This is a genomic window from Tardibacter chloracetimidivorans, from assembly GCF_001890385.1.
GTDB classification, from domain to species: Bacteria; Pseudomonadota; Alphaproteobacteria; order Sphingomonadales; family Sphingomonadaceae; genus Tardibacter; species Tardibacter chloracetimidivorans.
On sequence record NZ_CP018221.1, the window covers coordinates 924,177 to 947,192 of the forward strand.

General features: G+C 58.3%; 23 protein-coding genes and 1 pseudogene. 13 read left to right on the forward strand and 11 right to left on the reverse strand.

Translation table 11 applies throughout. From position 1 onward, the window contains the following. Positions 1 to 140 precede the first annotated feature (140 nt). The 6 genes from BSL82_RS04675 to BSL82_RS04700 all read right to left on the reverse strand — a co-directional run bounded on the left by BSL82_RS04675 (position 141) and on the right by BSL82_RS04700 (position 5,444). A complete protein-coding gene (locus BSL82_RS04675) occupies positions 141 to 782 on the reverse strand; it encodes a VOC family protein (RefSeq protein WP_226998622.1) in 642 nt (213 codons plus the stop codon). A gap of 46 nt (positions 783 to 828) precedes the next feature. Next, a complete protein-coding gene (gene leuD / locus BSL82_RS04680; RefSeq protein WP_072596251.1) occupies positions 829 to 1,500 on the reverse strand; it encodes a 3-isopropylmalate dehydratase small subunit in 672 nt (223 codons plus the stop codon). Continuing rightward, positions 1,500 to 2,903 (reverse strand): 3-isopropylmalate dehydratase large subunit, encoded by a 1,404-nt coding sequence (gene leuC, locus BSL82_RS04685; RefSeq protein ID WP_072596252.1) that lies wholly within the window; start codon positions 2,901 to 2,903, stop codon positions 1,500 to 1,502. The genes leuD and leuC overlap by 1 nt, the downstream gene beginning before the upstream one ends. Before the next feature lie 4 nt (positions 2,904 to 2,907). Next, complete coding sequence (locus BSL82_RS04690) at positions 2,908 to 3,822, reverse strand: hydroxymethylglutaryl-CoA lyase (protein WP_072596253.1); 915 nt, start codon at positions 3,820 to 3,822, stop codon at positions 2,908 to 2,910. After that, entirely contained in the window at positions 3,819 to 5,063 is a 1,245-nt protein-coding gene (locus BSL82_RS04695; RefSeq protein WP_072596254.1) for a CaiB/BaiF CoA transferase family protein, read from the reverse strand. The genes BSL82_RS04690 and BSL82_RS04695 overlap by 4 nt, the downstream gene beginning before the upstream one ends. Positions 5,064 to 5,174: 111 nt before the next feature. Then, a complete protein-coding gene (locus tag BSL82_RS04700) occupies positions 5,175 to 5,444 on the reverse strand; it encodes a DUF4286 family protein (RefSeq protein WP_158010689.1) in 270 nt (89 codons plus the stop codon). Positions 5,445 to 5,855: 411 nt separating this feature from the next. Here BSL82_RS04700 and BSL82_RS04705 point away from each other — a divergent pair, with 411 nt between their 5' ends. From BSL82_RS04705 to BSL82_RS04720, 4 genes are all read left to right on the forward strand, one after another. Beyond that, positions 5,856 to 7,112 carry a cytochrome P450 gene (locus tag BSL82_RS04705; protein WP_072596255.1) on the forward strand — a complete coding sequence of 419 codons (1,257 nt, stop codon included), beginning with the start codon at positions 5,856 to 5,858 and terminating at the stop codon, positions 7,110 to 7,112. 254 nt (positions 7,113 to 7,366) lie between these two features. After that, a complete protein-coding gene (locus BSL82_RS04710; protein ID WP_226998623.1) occupies positions 7,367 to 8,374 on the forward strand; it encodes an NAD(P)-dependent alcohol dehydrogenase in 1,008 nt (335 codons plus the stop codon). Positions 8,375 to 8,513: 139 nt separating this feature from the next. Further along, positions 8,514 to 9,311 carry a glucose 1-dehydrogenase gene (locus tag BSL82_RS04715; RefSeq protein ID WP_072596257.1) on the forward strand — a complete coding sequence of 266 codons (798 nt, stop codon included), beginning with the start codon at positions 8,514 to 8,516 and terminating at the stop codon, positions 9,309 to 9,311. 34 nt (positions 9,312 to 9,345) lie between these two features. Further along, positions 9,346 to 10,140 (forward strand): tyrosine-protein phosphatase, encoded by a 795-nt coding sequence (locus BSL82_RS04720; protein WP_072596258.1) that lies wholly within the window; start codon positions 9,346 to 9,348, stop codon positions 10,138 to 10,140. 241 nt (positions 10,141 to 10,381) lie between these two features. Here BSL82_RS04720 and BSL82_RS04725 read toward each other — a convergent pair whose 3' ends face one another. The 5 genes from BSL82_RS04725 to BSL82_RS04745 form a co-directional block, all read right to left on the reverse strand. Further along, the gene (locus BSL82_RS04725; RefSeq protein WP_072596259.1) at positions 10,382 to 11,332 is read right to left on the reverse strand and encodes a fumarylacetoacetate hydrolase family protein; all 951 of its coding nucleotides are present in this window, start codon (positions 11,330 to 11,332) and stop codon (positions 10,382 to 10,384) included. Next, complete coding sequence (locus tag BSL82_RS04730; RefSeq protein ID WP_226998624.1) at positions 11,329 to 11,751, reverse strand: MaoC family dehydratase; 423 nt, start codon at positions 11,749 to 11,751, stop codon at positions 11,329 to 11,331. Before BSL82_RS04730 ends, BSL82_RS04725 begins: the two co-directional genes overlap by 4 nt. 89 nt (positions 11,752 to 11,840) lie before the next feature. Next, on the reverse strand, positions 11,841 to 13,118 hold the full coding sequence (locus tag BSL82_RS04735; protein ID WP_083579047.1) for a CaiB/BaiF CoA transferase family protein: 1,278 nt from the start codon (positions 13,116 to 13,118) through the stop codon (positions 11,841 to 11,843). A gap of 6 nt (positions 13,119 to 13,124) precedes the next feature. Further along, positions 13,125 to 13,514, reverse strand: coding sequence for a nuclear transport factor 2 family protein (locus BSL82_RS04740; protein WP_072596261.1), 390 nt, complete (start codon positions 13,512 to 13,514; stop codon positions 13,125 to 13,127). Between the two features lie 180 nt (positions 13,515 to 13,694). Continuing rightward, entirely contained in the window at positions 13,695 to 14,627 is a 933-nt protein-coding gene (locus BSL82_RS04745; protein ID WP_162274378.1) for a LysR family transcriptional regulator, read from the reverse strand. 144 nt (positions 14,628 to 14,771) lie between these two features. On the opposite strand from BSL82_RS04745, the pseudogene BSL82_RS04755 reads away from it, so the two are divergent. The 9 genes and pseudogenes from BSL82_RS04755 to BSL82_RS04800 all read left to right on the forward strand — a co-directional run bounded on the left by BSL82_RS04755 (position 14,772) and on the right by BSL82_RS04800 (position 22,987). After that, a pseudogene (locus tag BSL82_RS04755) lies at positions 14,772 to 15,590 on the forward strand (TauD/TfdA dioxygenase family protein). A 36-nt stretch (positions 15,591 to 15,626) separates the two neighbouring features. After that, positions 15,627 to 16,151 (forward strand): VOC family protein, encoded by a 525-nt coding sequence (locus BSL82_RS04760; RefSeq protein ID WP_072596264.1) that lies wholly within the window; start codon positions 15,627 to 15,629, stop codon positions 16,149 to 16,151. A gap of 4 nt (positions 16,152 to 16,155) precedes the next feature. After that, positions 16,156 to 16,629: a VOC family protein gene (locus BSL82_RS04765; RefSeq protein WP_072596265.1), complete on the forward strand. Its 474-nt coding sequence runs from the start codon at positions 16,156 to 16,158 to the stop codon at positions 16,627 to 16,629. Positions 16,630 to 16,655: 26 nt separating this feature from the next. Next, complete coding sequence (locus BSL82_RS04770) at positions 16,656 to 17,051, forward strand: hypothetical protein (protein ID WP_072596266.1); 396 nt, start codon at positions 16,656 to 16,658, stop codon at positions 17,049 to 17,051. Between the two features lie 73 nt (positions 17,052 to 17,124). Then, positions 17,125 to 18,071, forward strand: a protein-coding gene (locus tag BSL82_RS19895) for an IS630 family transposase (protein WP_158010658.1) whose coding sequence is annotated in 2 segments (ribosomal slippage) — positions 17,125 to 17,473 and positions 17,473 to 18,071 — 948 coding nt in all. Because the reading frame shifts where the segments join, the coding sequence is not laid out codon by codon here. Between the two features lie 45 nt (positions 18,072 to 18,116). Beyond that, positions 18,117 to 18,752, forward strand: a complete 636-nt coding sequence (locus BSL82_RS04785; protein ID WP_072596267.1) for a fumarylacetoacetate hydrolase family protein — start codon at positions 18,117 to 18,119, stop codon at positions 18,750 to 18,752. A gap of 214 nt (positions 18,753 to 18,966) precedes the next feature. Further along, entirely contained in the window at positions 18,967 to 19,614 is a 648-nt protein-coding gene (locus BSL82_RS04790; RefSeq protein WP_237267742.1) for an SDR family NAD(P)-dependent oxidoreductase, read from the forward strand. 337 nt (positions 19,615 to 19,951) lie between these two features. Beyond that, positions 19,952 to 21,457: a 4-hydroxyphenylacetate 3-hydroxylase family protein gene (locus tag BSL82_RS04795; protein WP_072596268.1), complete on the forward strand. Its 1,506-nt coding sequence runs from the start codon at positions 19,952 to 19,954 to the stop codon at positions 21,455 to 21,457. Between the two features lie 282 nt (positions 21,458 to 21,739). Next, positions 21,740 to 22,987 (forward strand): cytochrome P450, encoded by a 1,248-nt coding sequence (locus BSL82_RS04800; RefSeq protein ID WP_158010693.1) that lies wholly within the window; start codon positions 21,740 to 21,742, stop codon positions 22,985 to 22,987. Positions 22,988 to 23,016 lie beyond the last annotated feature (29 nt).

Here is a 23,016-nt window from a genome sequence, read left to right on the forward strand (position 1 = left end):
TGACGGAGCGGACCGGCCAGCGACGAGCGCCGAAGAGCATAAAAGCCGGTCGCTCTGAGCCTGAGCGCAGCACAGCTATTGCTCGCGATCGGGCACCGCTCGCCGTCTTGATTCCTTGCTGCACCGCCCCCGGAAACTCTCTACGGCTCGATTGTATCATCTCCGGCGGCGGCCTCGGCTCTGTTCGCCTTGTGGCTCTTGATCGCTTCGATCATGCTGAGGCGAAAGTCCTTTTGCTCCGCCAGCGCTTTGCGCTTCGCCTCGCACCACATGGCGAGATCAATAGCACCTTGTTCCGGGTGCTTGTTCCAGTCAGGATCGGTGGGGACCGTGATCTCCAGACGCAGGCCATTGGGATCGTGGAAGTAGATGCTGTAGATCAGCCCGTCGTGATCGACCGGGCCCACGACGTCGACATTGTTCTGGACCAGCCAACTGTGCCAACGATCCACTTCGGCATGATCGGATGCCTGCAATGCGACATGATCGAAGATCTCGTACGCCGGGTGAGAAAGAGCCGTTCGCTCAGGCAGTCCGGGGACCTCAAAAAACGCGATCGTCGACCCGTCCTTCATCCGAAAGAAGATGTGAAAATAGGGGAAATCGTCACCCGTGGACGGAACACTGTCGTCGAGGACAGTGCTCGCCAGATCCATCCCCATGATCCGCATATAGAAATCGGCGGTCGCCTCGACGTCGTGCGTGACCCATGCAGCATGATTCAGCATCAACGGCGTCAGCGTCCCCGATCGCTCGACCTCAGAGTTGCTCGCGTGGTTCATCGGATCTCTCAAAATGGTTATGGGATTCAGGTATCGAACTATCGGTTTATGAAACGCCGCGCTGTCCCTCGCGTTTGGGACTATCCAGCAATGCATTGAACCCCGCGCCTACCGGGACGCTCGGCCAGCGGTTGTCCTGGGCACTCTCCCAGGCCTCGATCACATCCAGATGCGCGATCGCTTCCTCGATATCGTCCCAGCCGAGCAACAGGCTGCGCTTGCGTGCGGGATCGACCTCGAACAGGATCACCTCACCGTTGGATCGTCGAAGAGTTTGGCTCTCGAGATCGACCACCATGTGGGCGGTGCTGGGGGATCGGGCGTCGGCAGCCAGGATCGCTACGATATCGTCTGCCAGCGTCACCGCGAGGATCCCGTTTTTGAAGCAGTTGTTGAAGAAGATATCGGCGAAACTGGGTGCAACGATGCATCGGATTCCGAAATCAAGAAGCGCCCAAGGCGCATGCTCACGGCTGGAGCCACAGCCGAAATTCGGCCCCGTTACGAGAACTTTCGTCTGTCGCCACGGCATTTGGTTGAGCACGAAATCGGCATTCTCTTGCCCGTCCTCGGTATAGCGATTGGCACTGAAAAGGGCCTTCCCCAATCCCGAGCGCAAGGTGGTCTTGAGGTAGGCGGCGGCCAGTATCTTGTCCGTGTCGATATTGGCTGCGGGTAGCGACGCAGCGATACCATCGAGGCGGCAAAACGGTTCCACTAGGCTTTCCTCACATCCACGATCCGCCCATGAATGGCGGCCGCGGCTGCCATGGGCGGCGACATCAGATGGGTCCGCCCCCCGGGGCCTTGACGGCCCTCGAAATTGCGGTTCGAGGTAGCAGCACAGCGCTGCCCCGGCGCAAGTCGATCGGGATTCATCCCAAGACACATGGAACAGCCCGCCTCGCGCCATTCGAAACCGGCCTGCAGGAAGATCTGGGCAAGCCCCTCCTCTTCTGCCTGAGCCTTCACGGCTCCGGAACCGGGAACGACCAACGCGCGAACGTTCTGCGCTACGCGGCGCCCCTTGACCACTTTCGCGGCCATTCGCAGATCTTCTATTCGCCCGTTCGTACAGCTGCCGATAAACACCATGTCGATCGGGAGATCATCAAGCGACTGGCCTGGCTTCAGGCCCATATAGTCCAGCATGGCCGCTGCTTGCGCCCTTGCCGAGGGATTGAGGTCGGCCGGGTCGGGGACCGGGGACCCGATCGTGATCACCGCTTCCGGCGATGTTCCCCAGGTCACCATCGGGACCACAGTGGAGGCATCGATACGCACCGCGCGATCGTACTGCGCGCCGGAATCCGAACGGAGTGCCCGCCATTGGTCTTTTGCCCGCTCGAAATCTTCGCCCTTTGGCGTCATCGGCCTGCCCTCAAGCCACGCAAAGGCGACCTCATCGGGAGCGATCAGTCCTGCGCGGGCTCCGGCCTCGATCGACATGTTGCAGACCGTCATCCGACCAGCCATGTCCAGCGCTTCGATTCCCGGCCCGGCATATTCGATCACATGCCCGGTGGCACCCGCCGTGCCGAGCGTGCCGATAATCGCCAAAACCAGATCCTTGGCTGTAACGCCGGGCGCGAGGACGTTGTCGACTTGGACCAGAAACGACTTGGCTGGCTTTTGCCTCAGTGCCTGTGTGGCCAAGACATGTTCTACTTCGCTGGTGCCAATCCCGAATGCCAGAGCGCCAAAGGCGCCGTGCGTGGAGGTATGGCTGTCACCGCAAACGATCGTCATGCCCGGAAGCGTCAGGCCTAGTTCCGGTCCGATGACGTGCACGATACCCTGAGCCGGATCGGTCAGCGGCACGTAGGGCACCTGAAATTCTGTGACATTCTGCTCCAACGTCTCCACCTGGAGCCTGCTGGCCGGATCTTCGATCGGCCCGTCGCGACGGTCGGTCGGAACGTTGTGATCCGCAACGGCAATCGTCGCGTCGGGCCTACGTACCCTGCGCCCGGCATTTCGCAGCCCCTCGAAGGCTTGCGGACTTGTGACCTCATTCACGAGGTGACGGTCGATCGACAGAAGCCAATCGCCGTCCTGCAACGGCATGATGGCGTGGGCGTCCCAAATCTTCCGGAAAAGCGTTCTTGGCGGGCTTCCCATCTGCTCAGTTCCCGATGCACGCACGGGCGCGAACGGCATCGCGCACACGGCCGCCGAACTGCGCCCCCGGCAGCCTGGTGCCCTGATCGGCCACAGACAACAACGCCGTCAGATCGATGGAGGTGCCGACGCCCATCGCTTCGAACGTCCAGACCAGATCCTCGGTGGCGACATTACCTGTCGCTCCTGGGGCAAATGGACAGCCGCCTAGTCCCGCGAACGAGGAATCCAGGACGGAGATACCCGCGTTCCACGCAGCCACGGCATTGGCGACTCCGAGCCCGAAGGTGTCATGGCCGTGAAAGGCCCAGTTCTCAGACCCCGGAAAACGATCTGCGGCCATTTGAAACAAGCCTGCGACCCGGTCCGGCGTAACCCTTCCGGTCGTGTCGCAAAGGCAGATTTCTGCCGAGGGAAAGATCGGCACCAGCGCGTCCAGCAAGCACAAGGTCGACTCTGCCGGCATCGATCCGTCGTATGGACAGTCGAATGCCGTGGCCAGGTTCAGCCGCATTTTCGTTCCGGCCGGCAATATGTCGCAGATCGCCGCATAATCTGCGACAGATTGCTCCGGGGTACGCTTCACATTTCCCAAGTTGTGCTTCTCGGACACCGAAAGCACGAAAGCGATATGACGGGTGCCAGCATCCAAAGCTCGTTCAGCTTGACGCACACTTGGGACTAGAACCTGGCAATCGAGGCCGGGAAGATCATTTGCATGAGCCAGGACATCGCTGGCGTCGGCGAGTTGTGGCACGGCCCGCGTCGACACGAAGGCCGTCGCCTCCATGCGCCGCACGCCGCTTGCATATAACCCGTCGATGAGCGCGATTTTGCTCTCGGTCGGGATCACATCGTCTATGGACTGGAAGCCGTCGCGTGGACCGACCTCGACGATCTGAAGTGTCGCTGAGGTCATCTCACCACTCCTTGCGCCTTCAGGTCGGCAATACGGCTCTCAGGCAAGTCCAGAAATTCTTTAAGTATTTCGGCGGAATGGGCGCCGATGTCAGGCCCCGTCCAGCGAACCTCAGCAGGCGATTCCGGAAAGCATGGCACAACTCCAGGGTGGAGAACCTTACCCAACGCCGGATCATCAACGTCTCTCACCATTTGGCGAGCACGGTATTGAGGATCCTCCGCTACGTCTGCCGCCGTGTAGACTTTTGAAGAGGGAATATCGGCGTCAGCAAGGATGCCCGCTAACTGCTTTGCATCCTTGGTTTTGGTCCAATTGCCGATGATCTCGTCCAAGGTCGCCGCGTTGGCAACTCGCGCCGCATTGCCCTGAAAGCGCGGGTCGGTCTGCAAGATGTCCTGGTTCATCACTTGGACGAGCTTGGCGAATAGCGGGTCCGAGTTGGCAGCGATTAAGATCCATTCGCCGTCTGCAGTGGGATACGCATTCGATGGCGCCGCGGTAGCTATTCCGCCACCTGTCGGCTGCTTGACGATGCCGAGTGCGCCATATTCGGGCAGCATCGCTTCCATCATGCTCAGGACGCTTTCGGTGAGCGCGACATCGATCGTCTTGGCTGAGCCTGGGGTGCCGGTCCTTTCCTTTCGCCAGAGAGCGCTCACGATACCGAAGGCCGCGTAAAGACCGGCAATCGAGTCGCCGATGCTGACCCCGACACGAACAGGCGGCAGATCATATTGACCGGGCGGATGGTTGGTGAGGTGGCGAATTCCGCCAACCGCCTCGCCGATCACGCCAAAGGCTGCTCGATCTCGTCCCGGTCCTGATTGGCCATAGCCGGAGATATGAGCGATGATTATGTCTGGCTTCACCGCGCGCAGCACATCAGGACCCAGGCCCATCCGCTCAAGCTGACCCGGCCGAAAATTCTCAACCACCACATCACAAAAAGGAAGAAGCTTCAGGACCACATCCCGGCCAGCTTCGGTTTTGAGATCGAGCGCAATACTGCGCTTGTTGCGCCCATGTACCGACCACCAAAGAGAGCGCCCTTCGATCTGCGCGCCCCATTGGCGCACGGGATCCCCTTGGAGCGGCTCAATTTTGATTACATCTGCCCCGAGGTCGGCCAAAAGCCTCGTGCAAAATGGGGCGGCAACGAAGTGACCCAGCTCGAGCACCCTTATGCCGTCGAGCACTTGCTGTGTTGCACCGATGTCGTTTTTCTCGGTGAAGCCCATTACAGATACTCAGCTATACAGTGATTACGGGGCGGATATCGGAGCGCCGGCGCCGTCATGGCCATTCCCGATCGTATTGGCAGCGTCGCACAACCAACACGTCCGGACGTCTCAGATCGTGGCGTAGGCTCCAAGCAATACGTCGTCCTGCTGCATGCTCTCGCTCAAAACGATTTCGCCCGAACGCAATCTCCTGCGCAGCTCGGTCAACGGGACGTTCACGTCGTCCGCCTCGATCTCATAGACTGCGAGGTATTTGTATTTCCCTTTTTCCGTCGCCAGCCGGAATCTTTCCGCGTGACGGATACCTGGTATCGCCAGAATATCGGCGACATGCTCATCGGCATACCAAGCGTTGAACTCCTCGTCCTTCCCCTCCACAGGGTTCGAGAGAGCAATGAGCTTGAAAGTCCCCATCATCTTGTTCCATTTGAAAGCTATCGGGCGCGGCAGCCAATGCTGGTAACGATAGACGGGCCCAAAGCGATGTCCCCTGACAGCGGGACAGGCCTCTAAATAGGCCGGCGCGCATACGACGTGCCGCCTACGGACACCGCATCAGAATTGGTTTGCAAGCACCCTCAATTGGATGCCGTTCGCGCGGCGTGCGGCCGCCGTCCACCAGCCTTGAATGCCCTTACCCGAGCGGTCCATCCGCAAACGGTCCCGCTTCACGGTGACATACAATTCGCTCCACCAGGTGCCAATCCCGGCCGGGTAATCGGTTCACGGCGACCTGTGTCGGTAGCGCTTTTCCCGACGCAGCCCCCGAGAGCCCGCGGAGGATATTAGATGGTGCAAGAGAACACGGCTTTGGGCAGCTATTCCTCTCCAGAGGTGCAGGCCTGCCCGTTTCCGTTCCTGAAGTCGCTTCGGGAAGAGGCTCCAGTGTACCGCGATCCGTCCACGGGGCTCTATATCGTAAGCCGGTTCCAAGACATCGCATATGTGAATCAACATACCGAGATTTTCTCCAGCCGAACGCCGATCCAACTTAATAAAGAGTCGTCCGTTTCCGCAGAGGTGCAAAGGCGTTACAGGGAGCGCGGCTGGCCCGAGGAATATGTGCTGGCATTTGCGGATCCGCCTGAGCATCGATGGCATCGCGCTCTCGTCGACAAAGTTTTTACGCCGCGCTATGTGCGTGAACTGGAGCCATATATCCAGGATATCACTGATCGCCTGATCGACTCGTTCATCGAGTCCGGCGAAGCAGATATCAACGCCGACCTGGCGGTTCCCTTGCCCATGTATATCATTGCCGATCAACTCGGTGTGGATCGTGCGGATTTTCCACGATTCAAGATCTGGTCTTCAGCGTGGGTGGAACGTAACGATCCGCTTTGCCCTCCCGAGAGGGAACTCGAGCTGACCGATCATATGATCGAAATGCAGAATTACCTGGCCGATCGGGCAGAACGTTATCGCAAAGATCCGGCGGACAATCTGCTAAGCAAGCTCGTCCATGTTGAAGAGGATGGCAAGCGCTTATCGATGGGCCAACTGCTCATGATGGTGCAGCTTTTTCTCGTTGCAGGCAATGAGACGACAACGACAGGTATCTGCAACACGGTGTACCTGTTGCTGAAGCAGCCCGAGCTCATGAGGCGAGTTCGGGGAGATCTCGATCTCGTGCCGAACGTTATCGAGGAGATGCTGCGCGCCCATTGTCCGGTTCCGCATCAATACCGGTTCACGACGCAAGACACGATCCTGAGCGGAATTGAGATTCCAGCGAAGTCCATCGTCCAGGTCAGCTACATGTCCGGCAACTATGATGCCGAACAATGGGATAACCCTGAAACTTTCGATATCGATCGCAAAGGTGTTCGCAACCACCTGGCATTCGGACGCGGCATACATTTCTGCGTGGGCAACCTCCTGGCGCGCGGTGAGATGCGTATTGCTGTGCGGACAATCCTCCAACGCCTCTCTGAGCTTCGCTTCTCAGGCGATCATGCCGAACCCAGCTTCATTCCCCACTTCCAGATACACAGTCTCGACCATCTGCATGTGGCATTCACGCCCGCAGCGCGGGTCCTCGCATGAAGGCCATCAAATGCGAACTGGTGTCGCCGTTCGGTGATCCTCGCTCGGAGGTCATCAACCCGCCTGCTCTGCGCGCTGATCGGCCGTGACCGTCCAAGCGATCCGGCATCCGAGGTGTGGTTCGGAGCTGACGCAGGCCTTACCCGAAGTCTCGTCAGTAGACCGCCCTGGCAGCACCGGATGGCCGCGTAACGAAGGAATCGCTCATGATTAGGTCTCACGGCTATGCTGCCCTTGAGCGAGGCGGAGATCTCGTGGCCTTCGATTTCGAGCGGGGCTCGATGGGCGTCTCCGACATCCTGGTTGACATCAAATTTTGCGGCGTGTGCCACAGCGATCTCCATGCCGTCGACAACGACTGGGGGTTCCACAGCTATCCGCTGGTGCCGGGACACGAGATCGTCGGCATGGTGACCGACACAGGATCGCATGTGACGCGATTTCAGATCGGCGACTGGGTGGGTATTGGCAGTATCATCGACTCGTGCCGGACTTGCTCGCCCTGTGAAGCAGGATTGGAGATATATTGCGATGAAGGTGCCACTCCGAGCTTCGGAGGTGCGGACCGCTCGGGGCAGATGACGTTCGGGGGGTTCTCGAACAAGTATGTCGTGAGCGAAAGTTACGCCGTCCGAATTCCCTCGGAACTGGATCCTGCTAGAGCTGCCCCCTTGCTGTGCGCTGGCATCACCACCTTTTCGCCCTTCAACAAGGCGCAGCTGAAGAGCGGTGACCGCGTTGGGATTGTCGGCCTAGGTGGTCTGGGTCACTTGGCCATCAAGTGGGCGCGTGCCTTTGGGGCTGATGTCGTAGTCTTCACGACCTCGCCGGATAAAGCCGCGGATGCGTTGGCATTGGGCGCCTGCGAAGTCATAATCTCGAGCGATCCTGAGCAGATGGCGCATCAGACAAAGCGTTTCAACTTCATCATGGACACGGTGAGCGCCCCGCATGACGTCTCGGGCTATCTCGACTTTCTGAAACTCGATGGGGTCCTGTTCCTAACCGGAATGCCTGCCCAAGCCGCTGCGATCTCACCGATGCAATTGGCGTGGGGCCGAAGAGTTGTGACGAGTTCGATGACAGGCGGTATTGCAGAGACTCAAGAGATGCTCGAATTTGCCGCCAGGCATGACATCGCCGCCGATGTCGAAGTGCTTCCGATTGCCCAGCTCAACACTGTCTTCGATCGACTGAGGCGGAATGACGTGCGTTTCAGATTCGTGGTCGAAATGGCAGCGCTCAAGGGTGGTATCGCATAATGCGGGCTCAGTCGGATCACATGCTCGATCACGCGGGGAAAATGCGCATGCGTAAGGCATTCTTGAGCGGGCATCTCCTCGCCAAGAGCGGCAAGCGCGAATGCCACGGCTAGAGGTCGGGGCTCTATATTTTGCTCTCATGAAGATAAAGGTGGGGATTGTGGCTGGTAGATTGCGCGACAAAGTTTCCATCGTCACCGGCGGAGCTGGCGGCATTGGATTTGCGATAGCCAAGCGCTTCGTTGAAGAAGGCTCGTTTGTTGTCATTGCCGATGTGTCCATCGAGCGCTGCAATGAAGCTTGCAAGACGCTTGGCGACAATGCCCTGCCCCTTCAGTTGAACGTGCTCGAGCTGTCTTCGATCGATGAGATGGTCAAAAATGTTCTCGATTGGCAAGGGCGAATCGACATATTGATCAACGCTGCGGGTGTCTGGGGTATGGAGAATATTCTCGACGTGACCCCGGATGAGTTCGATCGGATCATCGGCATCAACCTCAAAGGCCTAGTGTTCACCACGGCCGCCGTCGCGCGTCAAATGGCTAGCAATGGTGGAGGAGCGATAGTCAATTTTGCTTCTGCTGCAGCTCGCCGCGGAGCGGCGGGATCAGCGATCTATTCCGCAAGCAAGGCTGGCGTCATGAGCGTAACCCAGGCCGCGGCTCAGGAGTTGTCCGCAAGTGGCATAAGGGTCAATGCGATCGCACCCGGTGCGGTGCAGACCTCCATGTGGGACGCGGTGAAGATCGCCTATTCTAGCTCCACCGTCGATGGCGAGCCGATCGACATGGAAACTGTGCAAAGCTCCTCCACCCCGGCCGGCCGGCTCGCCAACGCTGAAGATTGTGTCGGCACCGTTCTCTTCCTTGCCTCCGAGGAAAGTGCCTTTGTGGTAGGGCAGACCGTCAATGTGGATGGCGGCCTCTACATGAACTGAAGACATGTCGCACCTATCCAGCAGAGAGATCACCATGTCATCCCGCGTACTGCATCTGAAAGGGGCATCGAATTTCCGCGATCTGGGGGGCTATCCAACAAGCTCGGGTCGGGAAACGAGTTGGAGAAGCATTTTTCGCTCGGCCAAGCTATCCACTCTGCACGATGATGATCTGCAGATTATCAGCGAATGCAACATACGCTCGGTTGTGGATCTGCGCACGATTGCCGAACAGACCGCCCATCCATCGCGCTGGCGTAAGCCGCCCGATACGATCTACACTTCAGCCAAAACTAATAATGACGAAGTGATCGATCTTTTCGTCCGCGGCATTGGTTCGGAAGGCGAGGCGGTCGATCGCATGCGAGCATTCTATGCCGATCTGCCCTTTCGCTATCGAGATGAGTTTGCAGCCCTCTTCTCCCTTCTTGACAGGCAGGACGGAGCTACCTTGATACACTGCACAGCAGGCAAGGATCGGACAGGTGTCGCTTGCGCGCTGGTGCTTAGCGCACTGGGAGTGCACAAAAGCGCGTTGGTCGAAGATTATGCGTTGACCGAGACGCTGTTGGAGATGGCCGAGTTGGCCCGCACTCCTGCTGAGCACATCGGCGGCGCAAATGAGCACGGCGTTCTCGAAAGTCTGCCGCCTGCGGCACGAAGGATCCTCTGGGGATCCGATCCAAGTTTCATCGGGGCGGCATTTGAGAGTCTCGAGCGGCATTTCGGCTCGGTCGATAGCTATCTTGAGAAAGCGCTTTTAGTGGATAAGGACATGCGTGCTCGGCTGCAGGATCGATACACGGCCGATATCCAACGATCTCACTAGCACCGAGCGACGGTCGTTGCGACGTGGGGCGATGGCTCCGCTTGGCATACAATGAAAACAGTCGGTCTGATATGAACTCAGAAGGGTAGCGCCCAGGATCCGGTAGAGCTGCGGCGGACCGTCTCGGCATGATAGATCACCCGACTTCACGACGAATGTCGTCGGCGTCGATCCAGAGTTACGTTGATATCTTTTTTCGATGAGATCGATTGAGCGCCATCGGAAAGGGGCGAAGCAGGCTCTAGACGCGTATGCGGTTGCGCAGGATCCCAATACCTTCCACTTCAAGTTCAACCACGTCGCCATCCTCGAGAAGGCGGCCTTGCTCAAGGCCACAGCCTCCCCCTACCGTACCCGAGCCAATGATCTCCCCCGGGTAGATCGTCTCGCTCTGACTGATGTGGCTAATCAACTCTTCAAACGAGCGATTCATCGAACTGCTGTGACCGATGGACTGTACTTCGCCATTGATCGAGGCGGTCATCCTTGCATTATACGGGTCGAATTCGTCAGACGTTACAATGCACGGGCCCATGGCGTTGGCGTTGTCGAAATCCTTTGCCTTGGCCGGACCGAGCCCGCCTCCCGCTTCTAGAGCCTGAGTATCACGCGCGCTGAAATCATTGAAGACCGTATAGCCGAATATCGACCCCGACGCCTCCCTCGGCGTGACATTCTTGACTCTCTGGCCGATCACCGCTGCCATCTCGAGTTCGTAGTCCCGCAGCTGCGAATAGGCTGGCCACACGACTTCAGTGTCAGGTCCTGTCACGGCGAACCGATTGGCTTTATAGTAGATCGGCCGGCTCTTCATCGTTTCAATCATAGAGACATGGCGTGGTAGAATTTCAGCTAGGTCCATTCGGACGCGAATGGCCTCCGCGCAACCGATCAGATGTTGATCGAACGATAAGCAGTCCCTGATCTGCTGGGGTCGTGGTAATGGCGCGAGAAGCCGCGCATCCACGCCGACTTCGTATCGGCAATCTGGCGTCGCCACGTCGCGGAGTCCCGAGACGAGACTCAACCCTTCCTTTCCTGCTTCGATAAGAGCCTGCATCCCTCCCAAAGCAGGGTGACCGCACCCTGCCGCAACCAGATGCGCGCGTTGCAGGTCGAGAACAACGACTTTTTCGAGGAGAAGACCAAGCCGCTCCGCCCCATCAGCGACACGGAATGTCACAAGTTTCATGGTGATGCCTCATCTGCAGCCCAGATCGAAGGGGATGGAAGTAATGGCTGGCCAGCAATCAGGCGGGAGACCCAATAGCTCAAAACGAGCGTCTCGTCCTGATTATAAACCTCCACGAAGGAAGTAACGACGGCTCGGCCACCGCGGCTCGTGGGTCTTATCGACTCGATTGTGACAATCGCTGAGATGGTGTCGCAGACCTGCACCGGGCGGTGCGCTTTCATCGACACCTCAAGCAGTGCGAGACCGGTACCCTGGCAAATCGACTGGAGCTGAAAGCCTTCAATCAGCGTATAGGTCAGAGCGGCGGGAATGGGCCGCCCTGCAATCGCCCGGCCCTCAAACTCGGGGTCGATGAAAATCGACTCCAGCATGCCGGTGCACGAGATGAACGCAACCAGGTCTGCTTCCGTGATCAAGCGACGAAACGTCCTAAAGCGAGCGCCTTGCGACAACTGCTGCCAAAACAGCCCCTGCCCCAGTACCGGCAACGCTGCTACCGATCCGGTCACAACATGACCTTTGCGATCTCTTCGGCTGTAAACCCGGCTTCGTCCAAAATCTCTTTGGTATGCTGACCCAGGCGGGGCGGGCACTTCAACACGGGTCTCAGCCCCGAAAAGCGCACCGGAATGCCGGGCAAGCGGAGCCTCCCGAGGCCCGGGTCCTCCAAGCCTTCGAAATAACCGGTCTGCTCAAGGTGCGGATCATCTAATAAATCATCCAGACTGAGAACAGAAGCGTGAGGCACTTGGGCTTCGGTGCATATCTCAATCCAATGCTCAGTCGTAGCTGTCAGGATGATTTCCGCCAAAAGGTCGTAGAGCTCTGCGATGTGGGTTGTACGAGAACTCATGTTCGCGAGACGCGCATCAACGGTAAGATCCTCTCGACCCGCAGCGGTCAGAAAATCGCGCCACTGACGGTCGCTGTACGGCAAGACTGCAAGGTAGCCATTCTTCGTCCTGTATGGCCGGCGGCCAGGCGCCGTCGTGCGCGGATAAACAGAATGCCCGACCGGTGGAACGAACTGTTTGCCGTAGAGATGCTCAACGGCGGTGAAGGAAACCATTGACTCGAACATCGGGATCTCCACCAGACCGCCATGGCCGGTCGATGTCCGCTTTTGCAGTGCAGCAAGGATGGCGATAGCGCCGATCAATCCTGTCGTTTTGTCTGCGAGCACGGTCGGCACGTAGCGTGGCTGCCCGTCGGCCCCGGCCATAATCGCGGCTAGGCCGCACATGCTCTGAATGACGTCGTCATACGCTGGACGCCCACTATACGCGCCTCCCGCTCCGAAACCCTGCAACGCAGCATAAATGAGGCGGGGGTTGCGCTCGAGCAGCGGCGTGGGGCCCAGACCCAGGGCATCCATTTTATGCTGGCGATTGTTGTGCAGAAAGACGTCCACCCCGTCCGCGATACGCATGAGCGCGGCTCTTCCAGATCCCGTCTTGAGGTCAAGCTCTATGCTCCGCTTGTTGCGGTTAAGGCCAAGAAACAGTGCTCCCATCCCAGCTTCGGTCGATGGACCTACCTTGCGGGTCGTGTCTCCGCCGGGCGCTTCGACCTTGATCACGTCGGCGCCCAGGTCGCCGAGCCATTGGCCGGCGTAGGGAGCCATGGCGACGCTGCCCAGTTCGAGAACGCGAACTCCCGCCAACGGACTGCGAGCATCGGGCGCGTGAGCTGCGCTCGGCGTCGATCCAACGGCGTTCGAAACAACGTCACCGCCGACCGCGGCCTGCGGGTCGCATTCACGAAGGCTCCTGATATCTGTCATCGATTTCTATTCCGCGGTGGGCAGCAATGTCGCTTGGAAGCTGATTTGCCGCCACCCTCCTTCGCGCCAAACCCACACTTGGCTTGTCGCAATCTGCAAATCGCGGACTTCACCGCTGCTCATAATCCGAACCATCTGGCTCAATTCCCCTGTCGCAACGGCAAAATGCCCATAGGGCCGTACAGCGAGACTTCGCCGATCGGCAGAAAGGAAATCGAGCCGGGTCGTGACCCCTTCCATGTAGCTTTGATAATCGTCGATCCGTCCCGTTGCATGGATGTGCACGAGATCTGTTCCGATAAGGTTTTGAAGCGTGAGAATGTCCTTGGCGACGAGCGCAGCACATCTCTGCCGCTCATGCTCACAGATAGCTTGCACAACCTGCTCATCCGTCATGATAGCCCATCTCCGATCGGTCCGAATTAACCACAGACATGGTCGTTCGAGACTGAGGCAGGGATCGTCAGCGCCATCGAAACGGCGCTATCGCCCATTGCTCCCGGGCAAACTAGGCACGCTGGACTGACGCGTGAAATATTATAACGGCCGCTTGCTATATCGCGCGGGTATAGGCTGTTAGGAGCCGATAGTCGGAGCCTCCTCGTATTCCTCCTCGTCCAGGGTCATAGCAACATCTCGAAAGCGCCGGGTCGCCAGCGTGGCGCCATCGGCCAATGTAGCAAGCGCGAGGCCGATGCCGATCAAAGTTCCACCAGATGTGACCTCTTGAAATCGGGCGCGTGTCCTCATCCTGCGGGCCACCTTATGAGGTATCAACGCAAGTCCGAAGCCGCTCTCGACAAGCGACATAACGCTGCAAACCTGCACCGCTTCCTGCGTAACATGCGGCACGAAGCCCGCTGTCTGACAGGCCAACACGGCGACTGCCCGGAGGTTCGGGACCATTGAACGATCATACATGACGAATGGCTCACCGCTCAGGTCCTCCAATCGCGCCACGCAGTTTGCCGGGAGCGGGTGGCCCGGTGGAACCATCAGGACCAAGTGGTCATTTTCGACCGGCAAGATGTCGATTGGTGCGGGTTCCAGAAGAGGTACGCGAACGATGCCAACGTCAAGCTGCCCGTCGGATATCGCAGCGATCGCCTTTTGCGTGGTCATTTCCGACAGGCTTACCTCCACGAGCGGGTGGAGACGCTGAAAAGCCTGCATCAGCCTTGGCAACAATGAAAAAGTCGCGGAGCCAACGAAGCCCATGCTGAGCGGTGCACGGGCACCGCTGCTAATTTCCGCCATCAACTTCCGCAGGTTAGCTGCGCGCGTGACGATGTCCTGGGCATAAGCCAGCATCTCCTGGCCAGCTTGCGTGAGAACGACCCCGCGGGGATGTCGATCAAACAACGTGACACCAAGTTCCTGCTCGAGCTTGCGGATCGAAACGGACAGTGGCGGCTGTGCCAAGCCGATCATCGTTGAAGCGTTCAAAAAGCTTCCCGATTGGGCCACCGCGACAAATTGCCTCAACTGCTTAAGGTCCACGCCGCCCACCTCCCTTCCTCGTGCTATATGCAAGCGATATAGCTCGGGCGGGGCTTAGTATTTGTCATCCCTCGTGGCAAACGTAGTTTAGGCGGCAGACCGTGTGACCGGAGACCTCCAAAAATGTCGGCCATCCTTCAACAGACACCGCTGATGCCGTTCGGCGTGGAGCTCGACCTTGATCTGGCGGATCCCGCCAACGCCGATGCAGTGCGCGCTTCGTTCGTTGAACATGGCTTGCTCGTGTTCCGCCAACAGCAGCTATCGATGGACGAACAGAAACGCATAGTGGGATATCTGGGCCCGGTATGCGAGCATTGGTCAACAGTAGGATATGTCTCGAACAAGCGAGCCGGCGGCATCCTTGGAAACGCCGAAGTCTCCTTCCATTCAGACAATTCCTATACGTAGGATCCGCTGTTGGCCGTATCGCTGTTTGGGATAGAAGCGCCGTACGAGACGACGAGCACGCGTTTCGCAAGCGGCACGCGCGCGCTCGAGAAGTTGCCGTCGATCCTGCGGGAGCGGATCTCACGGCTCCACGGAATCAATCTCTTCGCGGCGTCTGACGAGGCGCAGGCGGATCGACAGCGCCTCGAAGGGTATCCCGACGATTGCCCACGCTATGTCCATCCATTGATCATCACCGATCCCGTCAGCGGTGTCCAATCGCTCTATGCGCTGCAAATGCACACCGCAGCCGTCGCAAGCGTCTCGCCATCAGAAAGCGAAGCCTTGCTTTGTGAGTTGTTCGGATATCTTTACGAACCAGAGAACATCTACGAGCACAAATGGCGCAAGGGTGATTTCGTCATCTGGTCCAACTTCCGATACCAACACGCCAGGGGTGCATTGGACCCGCAACACGAACGAACGCTGCAACGTGTCTGCATCTCAAACGGTCAACCTCAAGTTTATGAAGATGCCCTTCCCGCGAGAATAGTAAAAGGCAGGATAGGCGCTATGGCATAACATCAGCTGGGCGACGGTGGGACGATAGGAATTAAGATGAGCATTGTCGATAACATCTTCCAAGAAGCGAAGCCCTCATATTTCGCTCATTTTGTAATTCGAACTTCGAATTACGAAGCCATGGTGAAGTGGTATGAGGATTTTCTTCAAGCGCAGAGAGTGTTCAGCAATGATCGAGCCACGTTTCTTACTTACGACGATGAGCACCATCGTGTCGCGATCGTCAATCGGCCCGATCTTATCCCGACGACGCCGCAGCACGCGGGCATCGATCACGTCGCTTACAGTATGGCCTCGATCCACGACTTGGTCATTAACTATGAACGATTGAAAGCTCTTGAGATACTGCCTTACTGGGGCATCAACCACGGGCCGACCACATCGATGTACTATCGCGATCCGGATGGCAATCAGATCGAATTGCAGGTCGACAATTGGTCGGAGCCCGGCAGGACCCGCGAATATTTCCAGACGCCCGAGTTTGCAGCGAACCCCATTGGCGTTGCGTTCGATCCCGAGGAATTTGCCCGAGATTTTCAGCATCGAGCAGAGGGAATCTAATGGTATGATCCCGGAAACATATCTGCACGCGAGCTTCCTCGTTCCCAATCTCGAGCTCGCGATTGAGGAGTTTGGATCGACGTTCGGCACCCGTTTCCATGCACCTCTTTCATTTCCGATCGCCGATCTGGATCAGATTGGCATTGATGACGACGAGGGTCTGGTCCGCTATTCCTACTCGATTGAGGGACCGCCTTATTATGAGCTTATCGAGGCAGTCGGTTCGCACATTTATAAACCCGAGCAGGGTTTTGGCTTTCACCATCTTGGAATGTGGATGGATGACGAGCAGGCTATGCGAGCGCATCTCACCGACATGGGAATCGGGATTTCTGCGATTTCCTGGAGCGCCGACCATCAAGCCTTGTCCATCTTCACAGAACCTTTTGGGCCGCTCGGCCTGCGGATCGAGTATATGAACCGGCGTTTTCAGCCTATGTTTGAGCGCTTTTTTTCCACCGGCAGGCTGGAAGGCTGAGCCATCACGCGCATTTGGAAACGCCAATGATCCGTTCCGAGGCTTGGGAAGGACGCCGATCCCGAGATAGGAACTCGCTTTCGCTGCCTCAACCGCAGAATTCGGCTCAAAAGCGATCGGCGGACAACATTTGGGAGCGGCGCGCGAACAACCTTGGAGGAAGAGCGCGGTTCTTTTGCCAAGCAGCGGCCAGAAACGAGGAGCAGATGAAGCTTGCTAGGTTCAAGTCGGACGGCCAGATCAAAATCGGGGTTGTCCGGGACACTGCAATTCTTTCGCTTACTGACCGCGTTCCTGGGGTCGGTGCCGACATGATTGCCGTTATCGAGAGATGGGTGGAGCTTTTTGACCAGATTGGATCACTGCCGCCCGTTGTTGACTATCGGCTGGAAGAAGTCATTCTAGAGCGGTTTCCGAGCTGATTGAATCGCGAGGGATTCCCAAGCGGCATATTTTCTGATTCATCCGATTTGCCGGTGAGGAGGTCGGCATGGGATGGGTCGAGCCTTGTCTGTGGATTTGCGCGAGCGTGTTTTGGCGGCGGTCGAAGACGGCTTGTCGTGCCGTGCTGCGGCGGCGCGGTTCGGGATCAGCGTGTCGAGCGCAATCCGGTGGCGGCAAAGGCTGCTTGCCAAGGGCTCGGTAGCACCGCGCCCGCAGGGCGGCGACCGCCGTTCGGCGCGGATCGAGGCGCACGGCGATCTCATCCGGGCCGCCATTGCCGAGACGCCCGACATGACGCTCGAAGAGTTGATGGCGATGCTGCGCGGGCACGGTGTGTCGGTGGGGATCGGTACCTTGTGGCGGTTCTTCGACCGGCACGGGATCACGCGTAAAAAAAGACCGCGCACGCCACCGAACAGGACCGGCCCGACATCCTCGCCCGCCGCTGGGACTGGTTCGAGAGCCAGGTCGATCTCGACCCCGACCGACTGATCTTCATCGACGAGACCTGGGCCAGCACGAACATGGCGCGCCGCCACGGTCGCTGCCGCAAGGGCGAGCGGCTGCGCGCGGGCGTTCCGCACGGACACTGGAAGACGACGACGTTCGTGGCAGGCCTCAGGAACACGGGCATGGTCGCGCCGATGGTGCTCGACGGGCCAATTAACCGCGACGCCTTCACCGCTTATATCACCCAGGTGCTCGTCCCCGAGATCGTCCCCGGCGACATCGTCGTCATGGACAATCTGTCGAGCCATAAGGGCGCCGAGGTGCGCGAGGCCATCGAGGCGGCGGGCGCAACGCTCCTGTTCCTCCCGCCCTACAGCCCCGACTTCAATCCGATCGAAAAAGCATTCTCGAAGCTCAAAGCGCACCTGCGCAAAGCCGCCGAACGCACTATCCACGGCCTCTGGACCGCTATCGGCCGCATCCTCGACCTCTACACCCCGCAAGAATGCGCCAACTATTTCACCGCCTGCGGATACGATGCAGCATGATCGGAAACCGCTCTAGAAGCCCCGATTGGACGTCCTGGCAAGATCATGGGACTTGGGCTCAATTATCGCGATCACATCGAAGAAGCCAAGCTCGAGGTGCCGACATTTCCGATGTGGTTCACGAAGGCACCAACATCTATTAACAGTCCTAACGGCCCTATCGAGGTGCCTCGGATCTCCGAGACGCTGGATTACGAGGCGGAACTAGTCTTCATAGTCGGCAGGCGCTGCAAGCATGTTGCTCCTGATCGGGCACACGACGCTATCTTTGGATATTGCGCTGGAAATGACGTAAGCGTGCGCGAATGGCAACGCCGAACGAGCCAGGTGACGCTTGGAAAATCGTTCGACACAAGCGCACCTTTCGGACCATTTATCGTCACGTCGGATGAGATCGATTCAGGAAACCTCTCGATCCGGTGCCTAGTAAACGGTGAAGTCCGCCAGTCCAGCAACACGCGCCACATGGTCTTTTCGTGTGCCGCGCAGCTTGCTGATCTGTCCTCAGCTATGACAATGGAACCGGGTGATATCGTATTCACTGGGACGCCCGGAGGAGTGGGCGCGCTGATGTCCCCGAAGACATGGTTGAGGGCCGGAGACGTGGTTCGTGTCGAAATCGAAGGTATCGGATTTATCGAGAATGTCGTCGTTGATGAGCGCCCGCCTTCGTCTCCATGAACCGCGGGGCTTCGTCCTTCCTAGACGGGCGTTACGCCGGCTTTGACGACTAATGATATTGCACAGGAGGGGACGATGACAACGAGGCTTGGACCGCTTGATAGTGGCGAAAAGCGGGTCGCTATGATCACGGGGGCGGGGAGCGGAATTGGACGAGCTTCTGCGATGCGCTTCGCCAGCGAGGGCGTGCGGATCGGCGTGGCCGATCTTGATCGTGCCGCTGGTACCGAAACCGTCAACCAAATCCTGCAGAATGGCGGTGAAATCCGAGTTCTTTCAGTGCGATGTCGCAGAGGAGCAATCCATCCAGGAGACGGTTCACGGGATCGTCGAACGGTTTGGGCGGCTCGACATTGCGCACAACAACGCGGGCATCTCTCCGGACACCGGACTGATCGTCGATTGCGAACGTGCGGTTTGGGACAAAATCCTCGCGGTCAACCTGACGGGCATGTGGATGTGCATGAAGCACCAAGCACCCGCGATGATGGCATCGGGTCATGGGGGAGCCATCTGCAACATGGGTTCCGGATCTTCTCTCAAGGGATTGCCGGAGATATCGGCGTATGTCGCTAGCAAGCATGGAGTCGTCGGCCTTACGAAGGTCGCCGCGCTTGAATTCGCACCGCACATCCGTGTGAATGTCGTGTGCCCCGGCCCTACGGACACACCCGGCATTCGAACGAAATCCGAATCCAGCGACGCCGGCTTTTCGCTGGACGAGTTCATGAAGAGCGTGCCCCTGAGGCGCATGGCTGGCCCCGACGAGCTTGCCCAAGCCGTAGTCTGGCTGTGCTCAGACGAAGCTTCTTATGCTACGGGAGCGATCGTATCGATCGACGGCGGGCTCGTTCTTAGCTGAGACGGTGCTGGAGCTGCGGCAGCGCCATCGCCTCTGCGGCGCGCTCCGAAGTCCCGCCTAGCGATATTGAGCTGACGCAGTCCCAACACGGCACCGGACTTGACCTGCGGCCTTCCGGCCCAGGCCGAAGCCCGCTTAGCGGCCAGCGACTGCGTCAACCTGCTGGGTTTCTGGGCTTCTTCGCTCACCGGGCGATGATACGCAGCGATCACGTCGCTTTCAGCCTGGCGCTCAGTGATCGATTTGGTGAGTTTTGACGCTCCGGCGTGCCCTGTCCTGAACGCACCGCCGGGCGTATTATTAAGCGAGTATGCAGGCTGGCTGAGGGTGAAGAACAATGGCAATCAACGATACAAAAGTAACGACTGCGGCGGAGCAATGGGCACGATTCGCACCGATCGTAACCGGAGATGACTATCTCGACAGCCTTCGAAATCGCGACGTCGTTGTGTACCTGTTCGGTGAGCAAATCGCGGAACCGGTTGATCACCCCATCATCAGGCCTTCGATTAATGCCCTGAAGATGACCTATGATCTGGCGCTCGACGAACCTGAGCTCGCGACAGCGTGGTCGGCGCTTATCGATGCGCCGGTCAACCGGTTCCTTCACATCGTCGGCTCGCCAGACGACCTCGTCATGAAAAACCGGATGCAGCGCAGACTGGGACAGCTGACCGGGACGTGCTTCCAGCGCTGTGCCGGTCTAGATACGATCAGCGTGCTCCATTCGATCACTTTCGATATCGATCAGAAGCATGGGACGAAATATCATGAGCGCTACTTGGCGTTCATGCGACATGCACAGCGCAACAACGTCATCATCGGCGCCGGCATGACGGATCCGAAAGGAGATCGGTCGAAGCGACCGAGCGAGCAGCACGATCCCGATCTTTTCCTGCACGTGACCCGCCGTGTGCCTGAAGGAATTTACGTCCGGGGAGCCAAGGCGCACATGACAGGCGGCCTCAATTCACACTGGATCTGCGTCATGCCCACCATGAATATGGGCCAGGACGACCGTGATTATGCCGTCGTGGGCATGGTTCCGGGCGACGCTCCCGGGCTGACATATATCTATGGCCGCCAGTCGTGCGACACGCGCGCGATGGAAGCAGGCGACATCGACAAGGGCAATGCTCGCTTCGGCGGCCAGGAAACGCTGGTTGTCTTTGACGACGTGTTCATTCCCAATGAGCACGTGTTCATGGACGGCGAGTACGAGTTCGCTCAGGACATGGTGGCCCGTTTCACCTCATATCACCGCGCGAGCTACGTCTGCAAAACCGGCCTTGGCGACGTCATGGTCGGGGCAGCAGCCGCCATCGCGGATTACAACGGCGCCGCCGAGGCGAGCCATATCAAGGACAAGTTGGTGGAAATGACGCACCTCAACGAGACGATCTACTCGTCTGCGATTGCGTCCAGCCACGAGGCCAAGCCGCTTGCGTCGGGCATCTATATGAACGACAGCATGCTCGCCAACGTGTGCAAGCACAATGTCACGCGCTTTCCCTATGAGATTTCGCGGCTTGCGCAGGATCTCGCCGGCGGATTGCTCGTCACCCTTCCGTCCGAGGCGGATTTCAACAATGACGTGGCAGGCCCCCTGCTCGAAAAATATTTCAAGGGACGCGGGAATATCCCGGTCGAACATCGTCGGCGCATGCTGCGGCTCATCGAAAATATGACCCTCGGCAGGAATGCCGTAGGATATCTCACGGAGTCGTTGCACGGCGCGGGCAGCCCGCAAGCCCAGCGCATTCAGATTCTTCGGGCCATGGATGTCGAGAAGAAGAAGGGATACGCGGAAGATCTGGCGGGCATAGCTGACGAACTGCAGTGAGCCCTTCGGGAGAATTTCCGGTCTCCGCGACTTTCTCGCAGCCGCTCCCTCTAGGTGCTCGCGAGAGCGCGAAAAGCCGCCGGCGCGGATGTCCCGCCAAGGGGTGACAGACATCTTGGCGGGGATCACGCAGGCTGAGCCCGTAATCATCTCGCGATAGCTGGATCCGGCAATCCCTGGCACAGCCGGCGTCGCGAAGACCAAGTTATGACCAACCGGGTGCACTGCCCCTGAAACAGCGCACCTCACAATGTTATAGGTAGAGGTAGGAAAATGAGTGAAGTGGCTGTGGATCTAGGCACCTACTCCTCGCCCGAGGTGCAGAGCTGCCCGTTCCCGTTTCTCAAAAAGCTGCGCGAAGAGGCTCCGGTCTATCGCGATCCGGCCACGGGCCTCTATATCATCACGAAGTTCCAAGACATTGCCTACGTCAACCAGAACACCGAGATCTTCTCCAACCGCACACCGATGATCATCAACAAGCAGTCGTCGGTGTCTGACGAGGTCCGTCGCCGATATAAGGAACGCGGCTGGCCGGAAGAACATGTTCTGGCGTTTACCGATCCGCCGGAGCATAGCTGGCACCGAGCACTGGTCGACAAGATATTCACGCCCGGATATGTGCGTCAGCTGGAACCCTACATCCAGGACATCACCGATCGACTGATCGATTCTTTCATCGAAGCAGGTCACGCCGATATCAGCGTGGATCTCGCCGTTCCGCTTCCTATGTATATCATCGCCGACCAGCTGGGCGTTGATCGTGAGGATTTCCCGAGTTTCAAAATCTGGTCCTCGGCATGGGTCGAGCGCAATGATCCCCACTGCCCTCCGGATCGCGAGCTCGAGCTCACCGATCACATGATCGATATGCAGAACTACCTCGCGGAACGCGCGGAACGCTATCGCAAGGAGCCGCAGGATAACTTGCTAAGCAAGCTGGTGCATGTCGAGGTCGACGGGAAGCGGCTGGAGATGGGGCAGCTGCTCATGATCGTGCAGTTGATCCTCGTCGCGGGCAATGAGACCACCACGACGGGCATCGGCAACACGATGTTCATGCTGCTCCAAAAGCCTGAACTCTTGGCCCGTGTTCGCGAGAATCCCGACCTCATCCCCAACGTTATCGAAGAGATGCTGCGCTCGCACTGCCCGGTACCCCATCAATATCGCATGACCACGAGAGACGCTGAAGTGGGCGGGGTCACCATTCCCGCAAATTCGATCGTCCAAGTCAGCTATATGTCCGGCAACTACGACGCCGAGCAGTGGGACAATCCTGACGAGTTCGACATCGATCGCAAAGGCGCTCGCAATCATCTGGCGTTCGGCCGCGGAATCCATTTTTGCGTAGGCAGCCTTCTTGCGCGAGGCGAGATGCGGATCGCCGTTCGCACCATGCTGGAAAGGCTGAAGGATCTGCGGTTCTCCGACGAGTTTCCCGAACCGCAATTCATTCCTCATTTCCAGATACACACGCTCGATCATCTTCAAGTGAAATTCACGCCGGGAAAGCCGATCGTTCAATAGCGATCTATCCGGGATGCAGGATGCTGGGC

What these genes read in the sequence shown, in the direction of transcription:
- BSL82_RS04675 (WP_226998622.1), bottom strand. Translation starts at nt 782, where the DNA reads ATGAACCACGCGAGCAACTCTGAGGTCGAGCGATCGGGGACGCTGACG.
- leuC (WP_072596252.1), bottom strand. Translation starts at nt 2,903, where the DNA reads ATGGGAAGCCCGCCAAGAACGCTTTTCCGGAAGATTTGGGACGCCCAC.
- BSL82_RS04690 (WP_072596253.1), bottom strand. Translation starts at nt 3,822, where the DNA reads ATGACCTCAGCGACACTTCAGATCGTCGAGGTCGGTCCACGCGACGGC.
- BSL82_RS04695 (WP_072596254.1), bottom strand. Translation starts at nt 5,063, where the DNA reads ATGGGCTTCACCGAGAAAAACGACATCGGTGCAACACAGCAAGTGCTC.
- BSL82_RS04705 (WP_072596255.1), top strand. Translation starts at nt 5,856, where the DNA reads ATGGTGCAAGAGAACACGGCTTTGGGCAGCTATTCCTCTCCAGAGGTG.
- BSL82_RS04715 (WP_072596257.1), top strand. Translation starts at nt 8,514, where the DNA reads ATGAAGATAAAGGTGGGGATTGTGGCTGGTAGATTGCGCGACAAAGTT.
- BSL82_RS04720 (WP_072596258.1), top strand. Translation starts at nt 9,346, where the DNA reads ATGTCATCCCGCGTACTGCATCTGAAAGGGGCATCGAATTTCCGCGAT.
- BSL82_RS04725 (WP_072596259.1), bottom strand. Translation starts at nt 11,332, where the DNA reads ATGAAACTTGTGACATTCCGTGTCGCTGATGGGGCGGAGCGGCTTGGT.
- BSL82_RS04735 (WP_083579047.1), bottom strand. Translation starts at nt 13,118, where the DNA reads ATGACAGATATCAGGAGCCTTCGTGAATGCGACCCGCAGGCCGCGGTC.
- BSL82_RS04740 (WP_072596261.1), bottom strand. Translation starts at nt 13,514, where the DNA reads ATGACGGATGAGCAGGTTGTGCAAGCTATCTGTGAGCATGAGCGGCAG.
- BSL82_RS04760 (WP_072596264.1), top strand. Translation starts at nt 15,627, where the DNA reads ATGAGCATTGTCGATAACATCTTCCAAGAAGCGAAGCCCTCATATTTC.
- BSL82_RS04765 (WP_072596265.1), top strand. Translation starts at nt 16,156, where the DNA reads ATGATCCCGGAAACATATCTGCACGCGAGCTTCCTCGTTCCCAATCTC.
- BSL82_RS04770 (WP_072596266.1), top strand. Translation starts at nt 16,656, where the DNA reads ATGATCCGTTCCGAGGCTTGGGAAGGACGCCGATCCCGAGATAGGAAC.
- BSL82_RS04785 (WP_072596267.1), top strand. Translation starts at nt 18,117, where the DNA reads ATGGGACTTGGGCTCAATTATCGCGATCACATCGAAGAAGCCAAGCTC.
- BSL82_RS04795 (WP_072596268.1), top strand. Translation starts at nt 19,952, where the DNA reads ATGGCAATCAACGATACAAAAGTAACGACTGCGGCGGAGCAATGGGCA.